This window comes from Psychromonas sp. (assembly GCF_047632955.1).
Lineage (GTDB): Bacteria > Pseudomonadota > Gammaproteobacteria > Enterobacterales > Psychromonadaceae > Psychromonas.
Window position 1 is genome coordinate 1 of record NZ_JBLIED010000052.1, and the last position, 21,206, is coordinate 21,206.

General features: G+C 41.5%; 20 protein-coding genes. 9 read left to right on the top strand and 11 right to left on the bottom strand.

Annotated elements, in window-relative coordinates; all coding sequences use genetic code 11:
* The first annotated feature begins 77 nt into the window (after positions 1 to 77).
* The 7 genes from rpsI to ACJAZP_RS18145 all read left to right on the top strand — a co-directional run bounded on the left by rpsI (position 78) and on the right by ACJAZP_RS18145 (position 5,433).
* Positions 78 to 467 carry a 30S ribosomal protein S9 gene (rpsI, locus tag ACJAZP_RS18115; protein ID WP_415232152.1) on the top strand — a complete coding sequence of 130 codons (390 nt, stop codon included), beginning with the start codon at positions 78 to 80 and terminating at the stop codon, positions 465 to 467.
* Positions 468 to 671: 204 nt separating this feature from the next.
* On the top strand, positions 672 to 1,196 hold the full coding sequence (gene ftnA, locus ACJAZP_RS18120) for a non-heme ferritin (protein WP_415232153.1): 525 nt from the start codon (positions 672 to 674) through the stop codon (positions 1,194 to 1,196).
* A gap of 480 nt (positions 1,197 to 1,676) precedes the next feature.
* Positions 1,677 to 2,267 (top strand): ubiquinol-cytochrome c reductase iron-sulfur subunit, encoded by a 591-nt coding sequence (petA, locus tag ACJAZP_RS18125; protein ID WP_415232154.1) that lies wholly within the window; start codon positions 1,677 to 1,679, stop codon positions 2,265 to 2,267.
* Complete coding sequence (locus tag ACJAZP_RS18130; protein WP_415232155.1) at positions 2,267 to 3,547, top strand: cytochrome b; 1,281 nt, start codon at positions 2,267 to 2,269, stop codon at positions 3,545 to 3,547. Before petA ends, ACJAZP_RS18130 begins: the two co-directional genes overlap by 1 nt.
* Entirely contained in the window at positions 3,544 to 4,275 is a 732-nt protein-coding gene (locus tag ACJAZP_RS18135; RefSeq protein WP_415232156.1) for a cytochrome c1, read from the top strand. Before ACJAZP_RS18130 ends, ACJAZP_RS18135 begins: the two co-directional genes overlap by 4 nt.
* Positions 4,276 to 4,384: 109 nt before the next feature.
* The gene (gene sspA / locus ACJAZP_RS18140) at positions 4,385 to 5,020 is read left to right on the top strand and encodes a stringent starvation protein SspA (protein WP_415232157.1); all 636 of its coding nucleotides are present in this window, start codon (positions 4,385 to 4,387) and stop codon (positions 5,018 to 5,020) included.
* A complete protein-coding gene (locus ACJAZP_RS18145) occupies positions 5,020 to 5,433 on the top strand; it encodes a ClpXP protease specificity-enhancing factor (protein WP_415232158.1) in 414 nt (137 codons plus the stop codon). The genes sspA and ACJAZP_RS18145 overlap by 1 nt, the downstream gene beginning before the upstream one ends.
* Before the next feature lie 133 nt (positions 5,434 to 5,566).
* On the opposite strand, the gene priA is transcribed toward ACJAZP_RS18145, so the two are convergent.
* From priA to ACJAZP_RS18200, 11 genes are all read right to left on the bottom strand, one after another.
* The gene (gene priA / locus ACJAZP_RS18150; RefSeq protein ID WP_415232159.1) at positions 5,567 to 7,798 is read right to left on the bottom strand and encodes a primosomal protein N'; all 2,232 of its coding nucleotides are present in this window, start codon (positions 7,796 to 7,798) and stop codon (positions 5,567 to 5,569) included.
* A 296-nt stretch (positions 7,799 to 8,094) separates the two neighbouring features.
* Entirely contained in the window at positions 8,095 to 9,756 is a 1,662-nt protein-coding gene (gene ushA, locus ACJAZP_RS18155) for a bifunctional UDP-sugar hydrolase/5'-nucleotidase UshA (protein ID WP_415232160.1), read from the bottom strand.
* 351 nt (positions 9,757 to 10,107) lie between these two features.
* The gene (gene udp / locus ACJAZP_RS18160) at positions 10,108 to 10,866 is read right to left on the bottom strand and encodes a uridine phosphorylase (protein ID WP_415232161.1); all 759 of its coding nucleotides are present in this window, start codon (positions 10,864 to 10,866) and stop codon (positions 10,108 to 10,110) included.
* Between the two features lie 37 nt (positions 10,867 to 10,903).
* Positions 10,904 to 11,311: a cytidine deaminase gene (gene cdd / locus ACJAZP_RS18165; RefSeq protein ID WP_415232162.1), complete on the bottom strand. Its 408-nt coding sequence runs from the start codon at positions 11,309 to 11,311 to the stop codon at positions 10,904 to 10,906.
* A 4-nt stretch (positions 11,312 to 11,315) separates the two neighbouring features.
* A complete protein-coding gene (locus tag ACJAZP_RS18170) occupies positions 11,316 to 11,939 on the bottom strand; it encodes a hypothetical protein (RefSeq protein WP_415232163.1) in 624 nt (207 codons plus the stop codon).
* A 72-nt stretch (positions 11,940 to 12,011) separates the two neighbouring features.
* Positions 12,012 to 13,340: a thymidine phosphorylase gene (gene deoA / locus ACJAZP_RS18175; protein WP_415232170.1), complete on the bottom strand. Its 1,329-nt coding sequence runs from the start codon at positions 13,338 to 13,340 to the stop codon at positions 12,012 to 12,014.
* Between the two features lie 148 nt (positions 13,341 to 13,488).
* Positions 13,489 to 14,292, bottom strand: coding sequence for an outer membrane protein OmpK (locus tag ACJAZP_RS18180; protein WP_415232164.1), 804 nt, complete (start codon positions 14,290 to 14,292; stop codon positions 13,489 to 13,491).
* A 152-nt stretch (positions 14,293 to 14,444) separates the two neighbouring features.
* Positions 14,445 to 15,155 carry a purine-nucleoside phosphorylase gene (gene deoD / locus ACJAZP_RS18185; RefSeq protein ID WP_415232165.1) on the bottom strand — a complete coding sequence of 237 codons (711 nt, stop codon included), beginning with the start codon at positions 15,153 to 15,155 and terminating at the stop codon, positions 14,445 to 14,447.
* A gap of 262 nt (positions 15,156 to 15,417) precedes the next feature.
* Positions 15,418 to 16,665: a phosphopentomutase gene (locus ACJAZP_RS18190; RefSeq protein ID WP_415232166.1), complete on the bottom strand. Its 1,248-nt coding sequence runs from the start codon at positions 16,663 to 16,665 to the stop codon at positions 15,418 to 15,420.
* On the bottom strand, positions 16,665 to 17,438 hold the full coding sequence (deoC, locus tag ACJAZP_RS18195; protein ID WP_415232167.1) for a deoxyribose-phosphate aldolase: 774 nt from the start codon (positions 17,436 to 17,438) through the stop codon (positions 16,665 to 16,667). Before deoC ends, ACJAZP_RS18190 begins: the two co-directional genes overlap by 1 nt.
* A gap of 137 nt (positions 17,439 to 17,575) precedes the next feature.
* Positions 17,576 to 18,829 (bottom strand): NupC/NupG family nucleoside CNT transporter, encoded by a 1,254-nt coding sequence (locus ACJAZP_RS18200; RefSeq protein ID WP_415232168.1) that lies wholly within the window; start codon positions 18,827 to 18,829, stop codon positions 17,576 to 17,578.
* A 619-nt stretch (positions 18,830 to 19,448) separates the two neighbouring features.
* On the opposite strand from ACJAZP_RS18200, the gene ACJAZP_RS18205 reads away from it, so the two are divergent.
* Together ACJAZP_RS18205 and rpmE are read left to right on the top strand one after the other, a co-directional pair.
* Positions 19,449 to 20,810: a hypothetical protein gene (locus tag ACJAZP_RS18205; protein WP_415232169.1), complete on the top strand. Its 1,362-nt coding sequence runs from the start codon at positions 19,449 to 19,451 to the stop codon at positions 20,808 to 20,810.
* A 236-nt stretch (positions 20,811 to 21,046) separates the two neighbouring features.
* Positions 21,047 to 21,206 (top strand): 50S ribosomal protein L31 (rpmE, locus tag ACJAZP_RS18210; protein WP_415232171.1); only part of this gene is annotated, 160 nt, incomplete at its 3' end.

Consider the following 21,206-nt stretch of genomic DNA (forward strand, 5'->3'; position numbering starts at 1 on the left):
GAAAGTTTATGCTGGTACTGAGCATCAACATTCTGCACAGCAACCACAAGTTTTAGACATCTAATAGGATTAAAACAATGGCAAATCAATACTACGGCACTGGTCGTCGCAAAAGCTCTGTAGCTCGAGTGTTTGTAAAAGCAGGTAGTGGTCAAATCACTATCAACAAACGTAACATCGATGAATACTTCGGTCGTGAAACTGCTTGTATGGTTGTTCGTCAACCACTAGAACTTGTTGGTGTTACTGACAAATTCGACCTAAACGTCACTGTTAAAGGTGGTGGTACTACGGGTCAATCAGGTGCTATCCGTTTGGGTATCACTCGTGCATTAATGCAGTATGACGAAACTCTTCGTGCTGAACTACGTATCGCAGGTTTTGTTACCCGTGATGCACGTAAAGTTGAGCGTAAGAAAGTCGGTCTACATAAAGCACGTAAACGTCCACAGTTCTCAAAACGTTAATATTTCGTTTTCAAGAGTTGCGAAAGCCCAGTTTATACTGGGCTTTTTTTTGCTTGTTATTTAAGCATTTTGCGCTTATCTTTCCTGTACATCAGTTTTATACCAAGTGTATTAAGAATGTGATCTTGTATTGCGCAGAGTAAATCAACTCTAGCAATACTGATCACTTATTTGATGCGTTTGCTATTAATATAGGGGGATATTATGTTGACCGAGTCAATGGTTGAAAAACTTAATGAGCAAATAAACCTGGAATTTTATTCTTCCAATCTATATTTACAAATGAGTGCATGGTGTGAGGATAAAGGCTTTGAAGGAGCTGCTTTGTTACTGCGCGGGCATGCAACAGAAGAGATGTCGCACATGAATCGTTTGTTCACTTACGTCAGTGAAACAGGCTCATTGCCAATTCTAGGCACAATCAGCGCGCCGCCCCATCAATATAAATCATTAAAAAACCTGTTTACCGAAACATACGATCATGAATGTTTAATTACCAAAAAAATAAATGAATTGACCCATGCTGCATTCTCCACACATGATTATTCAACGTTTAATTTCTTGCAGTGGTATGTTGCCGAGCAGCACGAAGAGGAAAAATTATTCAAAGGCATATTGGATAAAATTGATTTGGTAGGTGAAGAGGGTAAAGCGCTATTCTGGATTGATAAAGATCTCGCCGTGTTAGCAAAAACCGGTGCACCGTCAATTATGGACAGTACAGAATAAATTCTCGCTAGCATATTTACATTTCTATTATGAATTATCGCTAATAGCAAATGCGATCTTGTTTTGCGTGAGAAAATTAGCACTGGCAAGGCATGAGTTGCAGGAAGCAGTTATTCTCCCTTCTCAAAATTGTATGGAACAATTTTGAAAAGTTTTAGCTGGCCACGAAGTGCTGAAGAACAGGACCTTCTGAATAAGACTAATCACGCAGATAGCGTTGATTTTAACCAACAAGGCTGATCACTCATTTGATACGTTTGGTATAAGTACCCAACGGTTAATGAGAGCATGGTCAATTAAGCTGTGCTTTTCTCTATTCCCCGTCGCAAAACAATGTTAATCACTTGTAAACAAGGTGGTATTTCTTTAGAATTCAGCGAGTTTTATGTAATACATCATTAAGCTTTCTGTTTGATGGTTATGCATTATCAGTTTGGTATAGAGAACTGCTTGAAAGTAGCTCACAATGGAGATGGTTAAATGAGCAATGCGCCTGTTAATTCTGGTCGCCGCAAGTTTTTGACATTAACAACAGCTGTTGTTGGTGGAGTGGGGGCGGCTGCAGTAGCGGTACCCTTCGTGAAATCTTGGAGCCCAAGTGAAAAAGCAAAAGCTGCTGGAGCACCAGTTGCTGTTGATATCGGAAAAATCCAACCAGGACAATTAATTCGCGTTGAATGGCGTGGTAAACCTGTTTGGGTTGTATCCCGCACCCAAAAAATAATAGATGATTTAGCAACCCATGACTCTCAGTTACGAGATCCTGATTCAGAAGAGCCGCAACAACCCGTTTACGCAACAAACACCGGCCGTTCACTGAAACCTGAAATTTTTATTGCTGTTGGTATATGCACCCATTTAGGTTGTTCACCCGGTTATTTACCGGATTCATTTTCTGAACAAGTTGAAGGAGTTGATTCAGGTTTCTTCTGTCCATGTCACGGTTCGAAATTTGATATGGCCGGTCGCGTTTTCCAGGGTGTGCCCGCGCCATTAAATTTAGTCATTCCTCCTCATTATTACACGAGTGATACGACTATTATTATCGGCTCAGACAAAGGAGACGCCTAATGCTTAAAAAATTAGTCACCGGCACACTCGATTGGATAGATGCACGGATCCCGATGACGGAAACGTGGAACAAACATTTAGCGCAATACCCGACGCCGGTCAACTTCAACTTTTGGTACTTTTTTGGTTCATTAGCCATGCTCGTCCTGGTTAACCAAATTTTAACCGGTATCTGGCTGACCATGCACTATAATCCCTCTGCGGATTTAGCCTTTGCATCGGTTGAATATATTATGCGCGATGTACCCTATGGTTGGTTGCTGCGTTATATGCATTCAACGGGCGCTTCTGCGTTTTTTGTGGTGGTCTATCTGCATATGTTCCGCGGTTTAATTTACGGCTCTTACCAAAAACCCCGTGAGTTAATCTGGATCTTCGGCATGTTAATCTTTCTGGCGTTGATGGCAGAAGCATTTATGGGCTACTTACTTCCCTGGGGACAGATGTCTTTTTGGGGCGCACAGGTAATCATCTCTTTATTTGGTGCAATTCCAATTATTGGTGATGACTTAACCCTGTGGATCCGTGGTGATTATGTTATCTCGGGCGCAACCCTAAACCGCTTTTTTGCTTTGCATGTGATTGCACTGCCGCTGGCATTGGTTGTATTAGTCTTTTTACATATTGTCGCACTGCATGAAGTGGGCTCAAATAATCCCGATGGTATTGAGATTAAAGTGAAAAAAGGAACGGCTTCTGCTGAGGCAAAAGGCCAGTTTACTTTCCACAAACAATACAGCGGCAAAAAAGATATTATCGATGCAATTCCCTTCCACCCCTACTTTACGGTGAAAGATATTATGGGGGTTTGTGGATTTTTGATCTTATTCTGTGCGGTTATTTTCTTTATGCCGGAAGGGGGAGGTTACTTCCTTGAAGCTCCAAACTTTGAACCTGCGAACGGTTTAAAAACACCGTTACATATCGCACCGGTTTGGTACTACACGCCTTTCTATGCCATTTTGCGTGCTATACCCGATAAGTTAATTGGGGTTATGTTCTTTGGTGGTTCGATTGTGATTCTTTTCTTCCTGCCGTGGTTAGACCGCTGCAAGGTAAGATCAATTCGCTACCGTAGTTGGATTCATAAAGCGAATATTGCACAATTCATTGTTTGTTTTATCGTCTTAGGGGTACTAGGGGCTTTGCCTGCAACACCTTTATTAACGATGCTTGCGCAGGTTGGCACTGTCGGTTACTTCGGTTTCTTTATTGCTCTTTGGCTATACAGCAAAAATGAAAAAACTAAACCACTACCAACGAGGTTAACATTCAAATGAAAAAATTAATGATTGCCTTATTGGCATTATTACCAAGCCTGGTTTTTGCATCGGGCAGTGTTCACCTTGATAAAGCAGATTATGATTTAAGCGATAAAGTTTCACTGCAAAGTGGTGCCAAACTGTTTATGAATTACTGCTTTGCGTGTCATTCCACGGGGCATCAACGTTACCAGCGGGTAGCAACAGATTTGGGTATTCCTGAGAATTTAATGGCTGATAATTTGATTTTCACCGACAGTAAAATTGGTGAATTGATGAAAAACAGCATGGATCCCGTTTCCGGTGCGAAATGGTTTGGTGCAACGCCTCCAGATTTAACCTTAGAAGCACGTCTGCGCGGAGCTGATTGGATCTATACCTACTTACGCTCTTTTTATGCCGATCCGACGCGTCCATTTGGAGTAAATAATACGGTTTTTCCTGAAGTGGGTATGCCCCATGTATTGGAAGAGTTGCAGGGTGTTCCTACCGCTATCTATGAAACAACCATGCATGAAGGTGTTGAACATAAATCCATCATTGGTTTTGAAAGTAACCAACAGGGTGAAATGAGCTCCGATGAGTATGACAAAGCGGTTCTAAATCTGGTAAACTTCCTAGTCTATGCAGGTGAACCAAACAAATTAGAGCGTCAGTCTCTGGGTGTTTGGGTGATTGGGTTTTTAGTTATCCTATTCATTCTTAGTTATTTACTGAAGAAAGAGTATTGGCGCGACATTCATTAATCGTTAGCTATTATCTTGCCTAATTTAATCGGCAGCAGTGGTATTTACCACTCTTGCCTTTTTTGCTTTTTAAACATTCAACATTTTATCCATATTTTAGGGGATTTTCATGGCCGTAGCTGCAAATAAACGTTCTGTAATGACACTGTTTTCCGGTGCTTCAGATTTATATAGTCATCAAACACGTATTGTACTGGCAGAAAAGGGCGTCACAGTCGAAATTACATTTGCTGAAGAAGACAATTGGCCTGAAGAGTTAGCAGACTTAAACCCTTACAATACAGTACCAACCTTAGTTGACCGTGAATTAGTTTTATACAACTCACGCATTATTATGGAATACCTGGACGAGCGTTTTCCGCACCCGCCATTAATGCCCGTTTACCCCGTTGAACGCGGTAAAGGTCGTTTAATGATGCAGCGTCTTGAAAGTGATTGGTACCCATTAGTTGATATTATCATGAACGGTAATACCGATGCGGCGAATGCTGCGCGTACAAAACTTCGTGATGCTATTTTATTAGTAGCGCCGGTATTTGATCATTTTGCCTACTTTATGTCGGAAGATTTTACCCTTATTGATTGTTATATGGCGCCACTTTTATGGCGTTTACCTGAATTAAATATCGATTTAGGTTTTGACAATGTAGCCGGCATAAAAAGCTACATGGTAAAAGTTTTTGAACGCGAATCATTCCAGGCGTCAATGACAGAAACTGAACGTGAAATTAGAGTGGGAGCATAATGACTAGCATGTTAGTGCAACGACCTTATCTTCTTCGTGCATTTTATAACTGGATCGTTGACAGTGAATGTACGCCGCACATCATTGTTGACGCAACACAAGTTGGCGTTGAAGTGCCTCAGAAATTTGTTGAAGATGGGAAAATCGTCCTTAATATTGCGCCTAAATCAGTGATGCAGTTTTCAATGGATGATGATGCTGTTGCATTTAACGCCCGTTTTTCAGGGCAGCCCATGCAGGTGTATGTTCCTTTATATGCGATCGAAGGTATTTACGCGCGCGAGAATGGCGCCGGAACCATCTTTCCTGAAGAGCCGGCCTATCAGGCTTTGGACGGTAGTGTAGAAACACCTAAAACAGAAAAAACCGATGCTAAACCAAGTAAGCGACCTACGCTGACTATAGTAAAGTAAACTTATGTACTCTGCTTAAAAAATAAAAAAACCGAGAATTATCTCGGTTTTTTTATGTTCAGATTTCGGCTATCAGCTATCAGCTATCAGCTATCAGTTCTCGGCTATCGGCTTTCAGCACGCAACTCGCAGCTTAAACAAAATCAATAGGATCAACATCAATAGACCATCTTACTTTTCGCCCTTCCGGCATATTATCAAAAGCGGGTAATGCGTGGTGTAGTGTCTGCGTGATTAAGGCGCGCTGTTCACTTTGTAATAACAGTTGAAAACGATACTTTCCGGCGCGTCTTTCCATTGATGCAGGAATCGGTCCTAAAATTAATAACTTATCAAGGTTGTTATTGTTGATGCATATTTGTTGTAAGGTTTGCTGGCATAAAGACAGAAAATTTTCGGCCAGCGTTGCATTGTCTGACTCTGCTCTTAATAAAGCTTGAAAGGTACTGGGCGGCAACTGTGCAAGCTTGCGCTCCTGCAGCGCATTACGGGAAAATTCAAAATAACCGTTATTGATAAGATCCTGCAGTAAACTGTGCTCAGGATGATGGGTTTGCAGGATCACCTGACCCTTTTTCTCAGCCCGTCCTGCGCGACCTGACACTTGCGTAAACAGCTGTGCTAATCTTTCGCTGGCTCGATAATCATTACAAAACAGTGCTCCGTCAACATCTATTAATGCGACCAGCGTGACATCGGGGAAGTGATGGCCCTTAGCAAGCATCTGAGTGCCCAGTAGAATTTTATATTTACCGTTGTTGATATCGGTTAAATATTGGTTAAAGCTCTCTTTTTTGCGGGTATTATCGCGGTCAATACGGACCGTCGAATGATTAGGGAAAAGGCCGTTTAAGGTCTCCTCTAACTGCTCTGTGCCCACTCCTGTTGAGCTTAGTTGTGTTGAACCGCAATCGGCGCACTGATGAGGTACGGGAAGGGTGGAGGCACAGTGGTGGCAGTGCAGGTAATTAGCTGATTTATGATAAGTGTAAAAGGCATCACAACGTCCGCATTTTACTAACCAACCGCATTCATGACACATTAATACCGGCGCATATCCGCGGCGGTTTAAAAATAGAATAACCTGATTATTTTTATCCAGGTGCTGCTTCATCAACTCAATTAACTGCGGAGACAGTCCTGATTTTAGCGGTAAACCCGCCAAGTTAATCAGACTGTTGGTCGGTGGTTTGGCGTTGCCGGCGCGTTCGGTAAGGTGCAGATGCTGATATTTTCCCTGCAGCGCATTGTTTAATGTTTCTAAGGAAGGCGTGGCAGAGCCTAAAACAATGGGAATTTTTTGCAATGCGGCGCGCTTGATTGCAAAATCACGCGCATGATAACGAAAACCTTCCTGTTGTTTAAAAGAGGCATCATGCTCCTCATCTAAGATGATTAAGCCTAAATCTTTAAAATCACAAAAGATGCTGCTGCGTGTACCGATAATAATAGCGCCGCTGCCCTGTTTGGCATGTAGCCAGGTCTCCAGCTGCTCTGTTGAGTTTAATCCCGAATGTTTAAGGTAAATAGGGACATTAAAACGTGCCTGAAAACGTTTAATGGTTTGCGGAGTTAAGCCGATTTCAGGCACTATTACTAATGCCTGTTTACCTGCGAGTAAAATAGGCTTGATAATATTGAGGTAAACTTCGGTTTTCCCGCTGCCGGTTATGCCCTCTAATAAAAAGCAGTTAAAAGAGCCTGCCTGCTGATTAACGCAGCTGATGGCAATGGCTTGTTCCACGGTCAACTGTGGTTTTTGCGCCGATTCTTCAAAATCAGCTGACCAATTAAGATTGCTGACGGGTTGTCTATCAACCGATTCAATAACCCCCTTTTCCTGTAATGCCTTAAGCGTCGGGCGACTTATGCCTTCTGCGCTTAACTGCTTATTAGATAAACTTGACTCGCTTAACCTTTGTAAAGCCGTCTGCTGCTTTTTGGCCCGCTTAAAATCATCTACATTAAAAGGGTTAGTGGTTAATTGCCAATGTTCATGGCCCTTGAAAACGGCCTCTTTACCCTGGCGCAGTGAAGTCGGCAGTGCCTGCTGAAAGACATCCCCAAAAGCATGCTGGTAATAAAAAGCTGCCCAACGCAGTAGCGACCAGATATTTTTATCCAATAAAGGGGTCTTATCAATCAACTGGGTGATTTTTTTTAGTTTATCAATAGCGTAATCACATTTAGGGTTCACTTCGCAGATCACGCCAATAAGTTGTCGTTGGCCGCCAAAGGGCACCCGCACTCGGCAACCTACCAGATTATCGGGATCTGTATTTAACAGATAATCAGGCAGCAGGTAATCAAATTGTTTATGCAGAGGAATCGCTAATGCAATGCGGCAAATGGTCGGTTGGGTCATAAACTCAATCAGCTAAGAATAAAGATCTATTGTAACGCTTTTTAAAGTGAGCGACTCAAATAAATGCAGCTAATAATCTAAGGTTTTTTCTTTTTAAGAATGGAAAAGGGCAGATATTATTGGTTATTTCTTTGGGGAATGTTGCAATGCTGCGTTTACATACCCAGGCGTTGCCAAAAGGTGACGAATACCACTATAAATAGGGTATCCATCATCAAGCCGCTAGTGTATTTACCCTCGGGAAAAGCATTATAACGAGGGCTTTGTTTGGTTATTTAATAATATTTAATCGAATTTTATTGGTAGGTTATCTCATTTTTTGGCGAAAAATCAGCTATATCAATGGGAGAGTTTTCCTGAATATAGTCTTTTAATACTTCAGCATCCGTATAGCCGCTGTCAACATAGGATGGATTCGCTGTGATAATCGGGTAACCGTCACCGCCTGCTGCATTAAATGATGGAATGGTGAAACGATAGGTGGCACTCAGATCAAGTGAATTTCCTGCAATAACAACGTCTGTTACCTGTTTATTGGCGACCGTCATTGAAATACCTGCAAATTGCGCATAGGCACCGGAGTCTTTGCTTTTGGTGGCAACTTGATTCAAGTAATTAATAACTTCATTACCTGTCATCTCTACATAAGTGATTGTATTAGCAAAGGGTTGTACCATTAATACATCTTTATAAGAGATCTTGCCTGCTTCCATCGATGCGCGAATACCACCTGAATTCATAATTGAGAAATCGGCTTTAGCACGTTGCATATGGGCGGTTGCAATCAAACGGCCTAAATTAGTCTGATTGTTACGCACTACATTTCGCTCACCTTGTAATAGGCCATTTGTTTGTCCAATCACCAGACTTAACGCCGCCTGGCCTTTTTCCTGAAAGGGTTGTAGTGTGTTTAATATAGACTGATCTTGCGCTATTTCTTTTTCAATAAATACACGTACATTTTCACCTTCAGCATTTTCAACTTTTTTCTTTAAATTAACCGGAATCAGATGATAAGACTGCATCGTGAACGTTCCGTTTCTAAAGGTGTAATCCGCTCGCCCGACGTATTTTCCCCATTCATAGGCCTGCACAATATAAGTACCATTTTGTAGATCCGGTTTGCACTCATCTCCCGCGCTAAAGACTGCATATTGATTTGCAGCTTCCATACATACCGGCTCTTGAGAGTGACCGCCGACGATCATATCCAGTGATCCCTTCTCAAGATAACGTGCCAGCTGTACATCACCCGGTGCATTTGAGCCATTGTTCCCATTGAGATAATGCCCCATATGGGTAGCTGCAATAATGATATCAGGGTTATATTTGGCCTTGATTTCAGCAATTACACGTTTTGCTTCAACTTTTGGATCGGTAAATGTAACTTGTTTGATGAATTTCGGATTAGCAATTTTGGCTGTATCTTCAGTGGTTAAACCGATAACGGCAATCTTTACGCCATTTTTATTAAAGATTTTATAAGGAGCAAACATGCGTTTGCCGTCTTTGTATATATTGGCTGCAAGAAAGGGGAACTCAGCCCAATCTGCTTGTTTTGCCAGCACCTCAAGGGGATTATCAAATTCATGATTACCGACAGCCATGGCATCATAGCCAATCATATTCATACCAATAAAATCCGGCTCCGCATCCTGCAGATCAGACTCAGGGACACCGGTATTAATATCACCACCCGATAACAGCAGCAGTGAACCGCCTTTGGCTTCTACTTCAGTACGAATATTATTAATCAGAGTGGCGCGTGCCGCCATGCCGCGTTCGCCATATTTATTCTGCCAGAAATTGCCGTGGTTATCATTGGTATGAAGAATGGTAAGTTGATAGTCTTTATCTTGAATCCAATCATGCGGAGTCGTTTTAACCATTGCTACATTAGAGCATCCTGCTGTGATCATTAACGCCAAGCTTACGAGTACAAAATTTTTTTTATTCATGAACTTTATCCTTAAGTTAAAATTATTTTCTAATAATACTAATGGGTTGCGTAAATATCATTATATTTGTAAAAATGTCTCATTTAAAATGGAGAGTTTATTTAATGAGCCAGTAATAAAATGAGATATGAGTCGACGGGATAGCTTTTTTATGATGATTATTTGTTCAGTTAACAAAATCTATTATTTGTTCTGTTGTTGATTTTTTGTGGGTGAATAGCCGTTATTTTGTGGTGTTGGGGTGATTATTTTATGACGCTCTTTTTTAAATGTGTCAGGGCGTTGCTTATTCGCTATTTATTTCGTCAGAATGATATAACCCACTTCTATTTTAAAAGTGGGTTATAGAAGTTAAGACAGCAGTTTTCTGGCCGCCGCAACGACAATAGATATTGCACTTACTTCGGTTTTCTTCATTGTTGATTGATCCGGAATTTCCTGTTGTGTCCGGTTTACTATTACACCTGCAACACATGCTGCTCGCCAGCCCTGTGAAGCACACATGGTAAAAAGAGTCGATGATTCCATTTCATAGTTCAGTACACCTAATTCCTGCCATTCTTTCATGGACCCTTTAAGGTGGCGGGTAACACGCCCTGAAACGGTATCATAACGCTCCTGACCCGGGTAGAAGGTGTCTGAGGATGCGGTAATACCAATATGGGGTTCAATACCCGCTTCTCGGCACGCCGCAACCATAGCCGTAGTACATTCAAAGTCAGCCACAGCAGGGTATTCCAAAGGTGCAAAATGCAGGCTGGCACCATCAAGGCGAACCGATGCCTGAGTAACAATAACATCACCGGGATTAACCTGAGGTTGAATGGCGCCTGTCGTACCGACTCTCAGAAAGGTAGTAACCCCTAACTGCGCTAACTCTTCAACAGCAATAGATGTAGATGGGCCACCGATACCGGTAGAGCAAACAACCACTGCTTTGCCATCTACATAAGCAAGATAGCTGGTATATTCGCGATGACTGGCCAGAAAAGTTGCACCGTCCATTAATTCTGCTATTTTTTTTACGCGGTCCGGATCTCCCGGCACGATGGCAAGGCTCGCACCATCGAGCATTTTTTTGCTTAGTCCTAAGTGAAATACATCTGACATAATAAAACTCCTGTATAAATTGATAACTTCTGGGCTGTTATAAATCAGCACCTAAAAAAGCAAAGGGTAATAACTCATTGATAGTGTGTGGCTCTATTAGGCTTGCAGAAGCATAACTATAAACCACGGCATCATTGCCGGATTGCTCCGCAATGACTTGTCTGCAACCGCCACAGGGGTGTGCTTTAATAAGCGCCTGTGCGGCGTTACGAGCGAGTATGTGAACTTCTTTAACCTCGCCTTTTTTCATGCCATCGGTGACCGCCGTATGAATAGCATTTCGCTCCGCACAGATAGTCGTCGGGTACGCGGCTGATTCAACATTGACGCCTTTGTAAAAATCCCCGTTGCGGGTTATCACAATGGCTGCAACATTAAAACCTGAGTAGGGCGCTTGAGCATTATCAAGCAGTTTTTCAAGTTCAGTAAAATAGTTTTTGTGCATAATTTCAAAGCCTCTTTATATAGGTTTGTGATTGATTTTCCGGCTGGGCAACAAAGCCCATTTTATTCAGATATAAACAATGTTCCTGATCGCCGGCGGTTGTTTGCAGCGCTGTGATCCCTTTCTCTTTTAGAAATTCGGGATGTGTTTTGTAATAATAGCTACCCAGTTTAAAATCACGGTATTTGGGGGTCACGTAGTCAAGCATAATGATAAAAGTACCGTCAGCCTCCTTTTTGCCTGCAAGCACCCCGGCGAGATTATTATCGCGCAACATATAAAATAATGTGTCAGCGGTTTTTAACTGCTCCTGGCTTATCTGCTTCTCAATATCCCGGCGATTAATGTCAATAAAGTGCTGAAAATATTCGGAATTTTTTGATGCTGAAATTATTTTAAACTCTTCTTTGGTGCGATAAATTTTATAAAGGAAATAAACATTAATACAGGCAATGCTGAGATTCATAAAAAGGGTTGGTACTGAATCAATAAAATAGGCAAAACTTGCAAAAAGCAGACAACCGATGAAATTAATCACTCTCAATTTGATAATAGAAGACATAGTGAGGGAAATCAGCACCACCAAGGACGCTAAATAACCAAACCATTCTACCCAATCTACTTCCATGCTAACTCCTTTGTAACCCATGCAAATTGGGTTTGTTGAAACTGCAATTCCGGTCCAATATTAGTTGATATTTTAAGATCTACGGATTCGGCGATAAACTTGGATCTGAGCTTGAACGCTGCCGGAGCCGCAAATAATGGCGCTTTGAATAGTGTGCTGCGCTTCGTTGAACTGCTGCTCATTTTGAGCATGGATCATTGCCAGCGGTTTTTCCGAGCCGGCCTGTTCACCCAAAGAGATAATACCGCTTAGACCAACAGTATAATCAATCGAATCCGATGCGCTGCGTCTTCCCCCGCCCATACTCACCACCGCCATGCCCAATGCTCTGGTATCCATGGATTGTACAATTCCTGAATGCTGCGCATAAACAGGACGGATAATGGCCGGTTTTGGTAGATAATTATCATGATTTTCAACAAAGTCAGCGGGACCACCCAATGCGCAAACCATCTTGGCAAAGACCTCTGCGGCTTTACCGTTATCCAGCACCGCCTGCAGTTTCGCTTCTGCTTCAGCACTATCTTTAGCCAGACCGCTTAAGACCAACATTTCAGCGGATAATGCCATGGTGACTTCATGTAAGCGGGGGTTAACATATTCTCCGGTAAGAAAGCGAACTGCTTCGCGAACTTCAACTGCATTTCCTGCGCTGCTTGCAAGCACCTGATCCATATTGGTAATTAAAGCACTGGTTTGACATCCGGCACCATTAGCGACGCCCACAATACTTTTTGCTAAAGCTTCGGACTGATCATAAGTAGGCATAAATGCACCACTGCCGGCTTTAACGTCCATCACCAATGCATCAAGACCTGCGGCCAATTTTTTCGATAAAATGGATGCGGTTATTAACGGAATAGACTCAACCGTCGCGGTAATATCACGGGTTGCATAAAAACGTTTATCAGCCGGCGCTAGATCGCCGGTTTGACCGATGATTGCAACACCTACCTCTTTTACTATTTTGCGAAAATGATCCAAGCTATCCGGAGTGGTTTTATAACCCGGGATTGCATCTAATTTATCCAAGGTGCCGCCGGTATGGCCCAGTCCTCGGCCTGAAATCATCGGCACATAACCACCACATGCCGCCACCATCGGACCTAATATCAGTGAGGTTACATCTCCGACCCCGCCCGTGGAATGTTTATCGACCACCGGACCGTCCAGATCTAGCGACTGCCAGTTTATAACCTGTCCCGAGTCACGCATTGCAGAGACCAGTAAAACACGTTCATCCATGTTCATATCTTGGAAATAGACGGCCATCGCAAAGGCGGCAATTTGACTTTCTGTCACTGAGTTATTGGTGATCCCTTTGACAAAAAAATCGATTTCCTGCTTGGTTAATACTTTACCATCGCGTTTATTACGAATAATTTCTTGTGGCAGTAATATCATTTTTAGGCTCCAGTTATGCACTTATTATTTGAATCTAAACAATTGCTTAAATTCCCGTTCGATAAGAAACTTAAGTAATAAAATCAGACTAAGAGCCAAACTACTTGCTATAGGTGGTAAGTAGTTTGGAATTAAGTTTTATTATTTAGAACTTGTAGGTTACCGATACATAGTGGCTGAACCCGGTTGATTTAAAAGCATCAGAGTCTTTGATGCCGTAAACATCAGAGAATGCTTTCAGACCGTAACCAGCTGCAAAACGATCCGAATGCCAATAGATACCGTTAAACATTACGCCGCCGCTGCTTGCGGTTGAATACTTATCTTTCATGCCAAATTGGTAATCAATGTAACCCTGATAAGAGATAAATGAACCGTTGTCAAAGTTAAGGAAGGGTTTAAACCAGTTGGTTGATATCTGGTAACCGTTCCAATCTTTTTGAGTTGAATCGTAGTTAGCGTATAGGTTTAAGCCAATTTTACCCAACCAAGGCACCATCACATCGGATCCCAGACCGATTTTTTGCTGGTTAACAGCATATGGGTTTGTTTCTGAAACGGTTGCACCATCCCAATCTATTTCTGAAGCAATGTACAATTCTTGAACAGCACCAAAAGAGAGATCTTTGCCGGTTACTGCATCTAAAGAGATACGCGGAGCAAACTTTATAAAGATTTTGCTGTTAGCATCTGCTTTATCGCTATCTGAACTGCTTAAGAGATTGAAAATATCAACATAACCGTAGAGGTCAAAGATCCCTGATCGCCCGCCAAACTCCATTTCCAGGTAGTCATGACTTGATTCACCGGGAAGCTCGTCCGAAACATACATAAGGTTAGCCTGCATCCATTTGTAATCATTTTTGTGTATTTCGCCATCGGTGTAATCGGCAGCCAATACAGAACCGCTTGCAGCCACCAGGCTAAGAGCTAAAAGTGTTTTTTTCATAGTAAATCTCCTTTTTTAAAGTTAAAGCATCCCTGGGGCATAAATATAATTATTTATGCCCTGGACTTTGGTAACGTGATTATGTGTCTTAATCGTTGAGGTAATTCACTTGTTCGTTACGCTAACAGCGTCACAAGGTGGATTACCTCCTTTTATTCGGCAACAACAGAATCTAAAGCAATCAGTAACATTTCATTAAAACTGCTTTGACGTTCATCTGAGCTGGTTTTTTCACCGGTGCGGATATGGTCTGAAACCGTACAGATACACAATGCCTTGGCACCAAATTCAGCCGCAACACCGTACAGACCCGCGGCTTCCATTTCGACACCTAAAATGTTGTATTTTTCCATCACATCAAAAATGTCATCTTCCGGAGTATAAAAAAGATCCGCTGAATAAAGGTTACCAACACGGGCTTTAATGCCGTGTGCTCGTGCGGAATTAACGGCTTTTTCCAATAACTCATAACTGGCGATAGCTGCAAAATCATGATTATTAAAACGCGTACGGTTTACCTTTGAATCAGTACAAGCGCCCATGCCGATGACCACATCGCGTACCTTGATGTCTTTACTTACTGCGCCGCAGCTACCAACACGGATAATGTTCTTTACGCCGTATTCACGGATCAATTCCGTTGCATAGATTGAGCAGGAAGGGATACCCATCCCACTGCCCATGACCGAAACCCGTTTGCCTTTATAGGTACCGGTAAAACCAAGCATGTTACGTACGTCTGTCACCTGCACAGCATCTTCTAAAAAGTTTTCTGCGATATATTTTGCGCGTAACGGGTCACCGGGCATCAGAACGGTTTCAGCAAAAGCGCCATCTACTGCATTAATATGTGGGGTTGGCATAATTTTTTTCTCCATTATTTGTAACTACTCAGGTCGTCGCTATTTAAGCCTATTTCATCGTTGAAAAATGCTCATTTAAACGACTAAACTGCGCTTTTTCGCCTTGAACTAAGCATAAATAGCTTAGTCCTGAGCATTTACTGTTTATTTTTGTATCTAAGGTATTCTTTTTAAATCGGGTACTGAATAGATACCGTTATTTTAGCTATTCACTGTGCGGCTTATTTTTAAGCTGTACAGTTTGGTTAAATTTTTCAATTAGTTAATTAAAAATACTTTTACCGTAGTCAAGCGCGGGTAGCTTATGAAAATCAGCAATTGACTGACCGATATCTGCAAAGGTTTCCCGTAACCCGATAGGTCCAGGCTTAACGGACTGACCGTAGAAAATAGCCGGAATGTGCTCGCGCGTATGATCGGTGCCTTTCCAGGTCGGGTCACAGCCATGGTCCGCGGTTAACACCAGCAAATCATCTTCGGTCATTAATGCCAGCATTTCCGGTAACCGCGTATCGAAGTACTCTAAAGCGGCCGCGTAGCCTGATACATTTCGGCGATGGCCAAAGTCCGCATCAAAATTCACAAAGTTGGTAAAAATAATAGTTTGATCCGCGGCCTTTTTAAATTCATCCAGACTGGCATCAAAGAGCGCTTCTAAGCCAGTTGCTTTAGTCGCTTTAGTAATGCCTTGCTCGGCAAAAATATCTGATATTTTACCGATACTGACCACTTGTCCGCCGGACTCTTTCATACGTTCAAGCAGGGTGGGTGAAGGTGGTTTAACAGAATAATCATGGCGGTTACCGGTGCGCATAAAATCGCTGCTTATCGACCCGCTAAAGGGGCGAGCGATAACCCGTCCAATATTGTATTTATTGACTAACTCACGGGCTAGTTCGCAAAGTTTATAGAGTCTTTCAAGACCAAAAGTTTGTTCGTGACAGGCTATCTGAAAAACACTGTCTGCCGATGTATAAAAGATAGGTTTTCCGGTTTTGAGGTGCTCTTCGCCGAGATCCTGCAAAATAGTGGTACCCGATGCATGGCAATTGCCCAGATATCCGGGTAAATCGGCACGCTCTACCAGTTCATCCAACAGCTCTTGCGGAAAGCTATTTTGTTTTTTATCAAAATAACCCCAGTCAAATAAAACCGGTACTCCGGTGATCTCCCAATGTCCGCTGGAGGTGTCTTTTGCCGTGGAAATCTCTTTCGCGTAACCGTAAGCTGCAATAGGCTCAACTGACGGGTCTAATCCGGCAGGAAAAGTAGATGAACTTTCCGCACAGGCGCGCCCAAAACCCAGTTTGTTCAAGTTTGGTATATTAAGCGGACCGCTACGGCCCTCATTCGCGTTACCTTGTGCGCATTGCTCGGCTATATGACCCAGGGTATTTGAACCCATATCATCAAATTTACTGCCGTCTGCTAATGAGCCAATAAATTTATCGGCATCAGCTGCGCCGCCAACACCAAAAGAATCAAGTAATAATATAATGCTGCGTTTCATTAGTAACCTCCGGTTGCAGTGGCTTTATCAGCCAAATTTAGTTCCGACAATAAAGCGCCTAGTAAGCTTGATGCGCCAAATCGAAAATGTGTACTATTCACCCAGTTGTCGCCCATAATGCTACTCGCAAGTCGCATATAATCATCGGCAGTCTGTGCATCTTTAACACCGCCGGCGGCTTTAAATCCGACATTAAGACCGGATGCTTTGATAGCTTCAAGCATTACTTTAGTGGCTTCTAGGGTTGCATTAACAGGTACTTTACCCGTTGATGTTTTAATAAAGTCAGCGCCGGCTTTGATACAGATTTCACTGGCGGTTTTTATTAATTCAGGGGTTTTTAATTCCCCTGACTCAATAATCACTTTCAGGGTGACTTTATCACCACAAATATCTCTGCAGGCTTTAACCATAGTAGCCCCTATTTCACTATTGCCGGCGATCAATGCACGGTATGGAAAAACTACGTCAACCTCATCTGCACCATAGGCAACAGCGGCACGTGTTTCTGCCAGAGCGATATTCAAATCGTCATTACCGTGCGGAAAGTTAGTGACCGTCGCAATTTTAATGTGCGCTGTGTTTTGCAAAGCGAGGGTTTTACGGGCAATAGGAATAAAACGCGGGTAAATACAAACTGCCGCCGTATCACCTGCTTTGCTATGTGCATCTTGGCAGAGTTTTATCACTTTTTGATCGTTATCATCGTCATTTAGGGTAGTGAGATCCATTAATTGAATGGCTAAACGGGATGCTTGTTGTAAGTCGCTCATGATTTTTTCCTGTAATATTGGTGATGAATGCTTCTTTTAATATTAAATTAATTATTCGTTTTAGCGGTTAAGCTTAGGCTGCTTAGTAATGCGCATGTGCATTACTAAGTATTTTTTATTGTTTATTGTTTATTGTTTTAAGCAACACTTAAAGCAAAGAATATACCGACTAAGGTGGCGCTCATGAAATTAGATAAGGTACCCGCAAGTACCGCTTTCAAACCCATTCGAGCAATATCTGGTCGACGAGAAGGGGCCAATACTCCCAGACCACCTAACAAAATAGCCATAGAAGATAAATTAGCAAAACCACATAAAGCCACGGTAATGATCACTTGAGTGTGTTCACTTAGAGTGTCCTTAATGCTAACAAAGTCAATATAAGCAACAAATTCATTAACTACCAATTTCTGGCCCAATAAACTGCCTGCCTGCATTGCTTCAGACCACGGAATGCCAAGAAGATAGGCAATAGGAGAAAAAGCATAACCTAAGATTTGTTGCAGAGTGAGGGCTTCCAGACCAAATAAACCACCAACAGAGCCTAGAATAGTATTCACTAATGCGATTAATGCGATGAACGCGATTAGCATACCACCGACATTCATTGCCAGGTGAAGGCCATCTCCTGCGCCGACTGCCGCTGCATCGATAACATTAACCGGTTTGTGCTCTTCTTCATCAATTTCAACGTTTGATAAAGTGTCGACAGGTTTTTCTGTTTCAGGCTCCAACAGTTTCGCCATTAACAGGCCACCGGGTGCTGCCATAAACGATGCGGCAATCAGGTAATCGAGACTAACTCCTAATGATGCATAACCTGCTAATACCGCACCGGCAACCGACGCTAAACCACCCGCCATCACGGCAAAAAGCTCTGAGCGAGTCATGGTTTTTATGTATGGTTTTACAACCAGAGGGGCTTCAGTTTGTCCCACAAAAACATTCGCCGCCGCAGACATGGACTCAGTTCTGCTGGTACCTAATGCTTTTTGCAAACCACCACCAAATATTTTTATAATAAACTGCATTACACCTATGTAATAAAGCACGCCCATTAATGAAGCGAAGAAAATAATAATGGGCAGTACTTTAAAGGCAAAAACAAAACCGCCTCCGCCAAATACTTCAAACATTTTACCGGAAACAAGACCGCCGAAAAGAAAACTGATACCGGCATTGGCACTGTTAATAACCGCTTGTACTCCGCTGGATATGCTACCCAGTATGCTTGCGCCGGAATCTGTGAATATCACAAAAGCGGGTATCGCCGCCTGAATAAGAAATGCCCCACCTATGGTTCGAAAGTTAATTGCTTTTCGATTACTGGAAAATATTACCGCAATTAACATTAACGATATTATCCCGACTAAGCCCATTACAATTTCCATCTTGTTTCTCCAATTTATAAATTTGATTAAAAAAAATTTAAAGAAGCTATCGGTTAACAGCTTTTTTATTTAATACCCTAAGGGCTTTAATAGTCCCATGCTCTGTAACGACTCTTTTATGCCCGGATAATTGCGCTAATTTATTATCCATAAAATGAATTTTTAATTTGTATTTATTAAAAATAAAGCGCCGTAATATTGTTTTTTGATTCATTTGTTTTTATAAAAAACGATTCATGGAATCAAGTAATTGAGCGCAGTTTATTTATTAAGGCCCCCTTAAAATGTGATCTGTGCCTAGAGAATAATGAATATTTTAATCTCACTTTACCTATTTACATAATCTGTTGTTTTAAATTCAAGCTACTATCTAACGGCTATTTTGTGGGTTATAACACATAAAAGTAGCGGTTAATTGATTACCCTGCTGATATCTATTTAGACGTTTGTTTTTTAACCCATTTTAAAATGAAATTGTGTGGAATTTTAAAATAGGTCCATTTCCAATAAATCAGGATCACCTTCGAGCGGCTCAGGATTGCCTGATTTGCATTGCACCAAACCACTTCAATAGAGTTATGTCTGAATCATTAGATGACTTGAGTAGCAAGGGGAACAGATGTTTACTTTCACTAAAGATTTCAACTGTTGCAAGACTGTGCATTGTCAAAATTTTGCGGTGGAAAACAGTGCTGATTACATTCAAAAAAGTTGGCAGTTAGGGTATTTATCCATTGCCTGCACATCTTGTGGCAGTTATCCGCCATGGGTAAATAATAAGCTGGTTGAACAAATAATAAATGAAAAACTTGAGGTTAACTTCGCCCGGAAATTAACCGGTTGTCGTAAATGTGCAAAATATTTTGTCTTTGATAAAAGCATTAAATCAATATCATATGGTTATACATCAGCAGGAACGCAAAGAAAAAAGTGCTCTGCTTGTGATGCTGTTTTTACCCAGGCAAACTTTAAAAACATTAATGCCTTTAGGCTCATTCTAAGCAGTATTAAAGCCAACCAAAACATTAAAGAATCTATTAAATCAACGGGACTATCGGCTAGGTTATATTATTTTTACCTTGATAAATTAGCCCAAATTTTTATAAACTTTAGCCGTTTAAATGAAGAGAAGGTGACTCACGGAAAACAAATGTCATTTTACACTGAAGGTAAGGTCGTTCATCTCGCTCATAAAAGAGGTTTTTATACATTGCTGACTTCAGACGTTGGGAGTGGTTACCTGTTTTTACAAAACAACAACTTAACTAGTCAGGTTTTTGCTCAGGAAGCCGTCTATGATGAACAGGAAAACACAATAATAACGGTCAATAATAACGATAATTTAGAAATGGTGCTTATAGACAGGTATGAGCAACACCTGAAAAGGAAACATTTTGAACAGTTATTAGTCGGGGAATTAAAACCTCTCACAAAGTGTCATTTACTCTATCCCGATAGATTGGCTTACGCTCATTTCCAACTGTTAAATGCTTTTACCGCAAAAACATCTTCATACATCCACTATATTGAACATGAAAGTTGTTTTAGATCAGCGGCCTTAATGGCATCCGCCGCAGATATAAAAACCGCTAAAGCAGAAGTATGTTTTTATTTTGATGCCACCCAAAAAGGTGAGCATTTACAGGGGAAAAAAATTGGCTGGTGGGGTGATAGATGGTTCAGTAACGATTTTGGCGCTTATTGCCCAATCGCATCCCATACAAAATTTAATCCCCATTTAAAATTAACCGACACTAGCAGCATCGATCTGTTTTCTGCTTATCTGGATGATAATTTGAATAAAGAAATAAATAGTCTTAATGTTATTAATAATCTATCCGAGATACATCGTATTATATTTAACTACTGTGAACTGAAAAATAATAGCAGCAGAGCAACATTATTAAAGATAACAGACACGATTTATACGCCGCAAAGTTTGCTTGATGCCGCGTTAAAAAACATAATGAACTGTTATTAGCAGCTCGGCTGTGAGGGCTCTTTATTCACAAATCATCTAAGTCAGCACATAGACTTGAGAAAAGTGACAGGATCTATTATAAATAATGCCTAGAATGCACTTTATAGTTGTATTTTTATTAAACATTGCTATACAATTTGCAACCAGAAATTTAACGATAAATACGTATGGTACTTTGTTGAATGAAATGATTCATTCAAGCAGAGCAGCGATGCGGCCCAATAGAGGTTTTCCAAATGAAAAATGCTATTCATCCTGAATACAAAGAAATCACAGCGACTTGTTCATGTGGTAACGTAGTTACAGTTGGCTCAACAGCTGGCAAAAATTTAACACTAGATATCTGTGGCGCATGTCACCCGTTCTACACTGGTACTCAACGTGTTGTTGATACTG

Coding starts and splice junctions, on each gene's coding strand:
- rpsI (WP_415232152.1), top strand. CDS start 78: ATGGCAAATCAATACTACGGCACTGGTCGTCGCAAAAGCTCTGTAGCT.
- ftnA (WP_415232153.1), top strand. CDS start 672: ATGTTGACCGAGTCAATGGTTGAAAAACTTAATGAGCAAATAAACCTG.
- petA (WP_415232154.1), top strand. CDS start 1,677: ATGAGCAATGCGCCTGTTAATTCTGGTCGCCGCAAGTTTTTGACATTA.
- ACJAZP_RS18130 (WP_415232155.1), top strand. CDS start 2,267: ATGCTTAAAAAATTAGTCACCGGCACACTCGATTGGATAGATGCACGG.
- ACJAZP_RS18135 (WP_415232156.1), top strand. CDS start 3,544: ATGAAAAAATTAATGATTGCCTTATTGGCATTATTACCAAGCCTGGTT.
- sspA (WP_415232157.1), top strand. CDS start 4,385: ATGGCCGTAGCTGCAAATAAACGTTCTGTAATGACACTGTTTTCCGGT.
- ACJAZP_RS18145 (WP_415232158.1), top strand. CDS start 5,020: ATGACTAGCATGTTAGTGCAACGACCTTATCTTCTTCGTGCATTTTAT.
- priA (WP_415232159.1), bottom strand. CDS start 7,798: ATGACCCAACCGACCATTTGCCGCATTGCATTAGCGATTCCTCTGCAT.
- ushA (WP_415232160.1), bottom strand. CDS start 9,756: ATGAATAAAAAAAATTTTGTACTCGTAAGCTTGGCGTTAATGATCACA.
- udp (WP_415232161.1), bottom strand. CDS start 10,866: ATGTCAGATGTATTTCACTTAGGACTAAGCAAAAAAATGCTCGATGGT.
- cdd (WP_415232162.1), bottom strand. CDS start 11,311: ATGCACAAAAACTATTTTACTGAACTTGAAAAACTGCTTGATAATGCT.
- ACJAZP_RS18170 (WP_415232163.1), bottom strand. CDS start 11,939: ATGGAAGTAGATTGGGTAGAATGGTTTGGTTATTTAGCGTCCTTGGTG.
- ACJAZP_RS18180 (WP_415232164.1), bottom strand. CDS start 14,292: ATGAAAAAAACACTTTTAGCTCTTAGCCTGGTGGCTGCAAGCGGTTCT.
- deoD (WP_415232165.1), bottom strand. CDS start 15,155: ATGCCAACCCCACATATTAATGCAGTAGATGGCGCTTTTGCTGAAACC.
- ACJAZP_RS18190 (WP_415232166.1), bottom strand. CDS start 16,665: ATGAAACGCAGCATTATATTATTACTTGATTCTTTTGGTGTTGGCGGC.
- deoC (WP_415232167.1), bottom strand. CDS start 17,438: ATGAGCGACTTACAACAAGCATCCCGTTTAGCCATTCAATTAATGGAT.
- ACJAZP_RS18200 (WP_415232168.1), bottom strand. CDS start 18,829: ATGGAAATTGTAATGGGCTTAGTCGGGATAATATCGTTAATGTTAATT.
- ACJAZP_RS18205 (WP_415232169.1), top strand. CDS start 19,449: ATGTTTACTTTCACTAAAGATTTCAACTGTTGCAAGACTGTGCATTGT.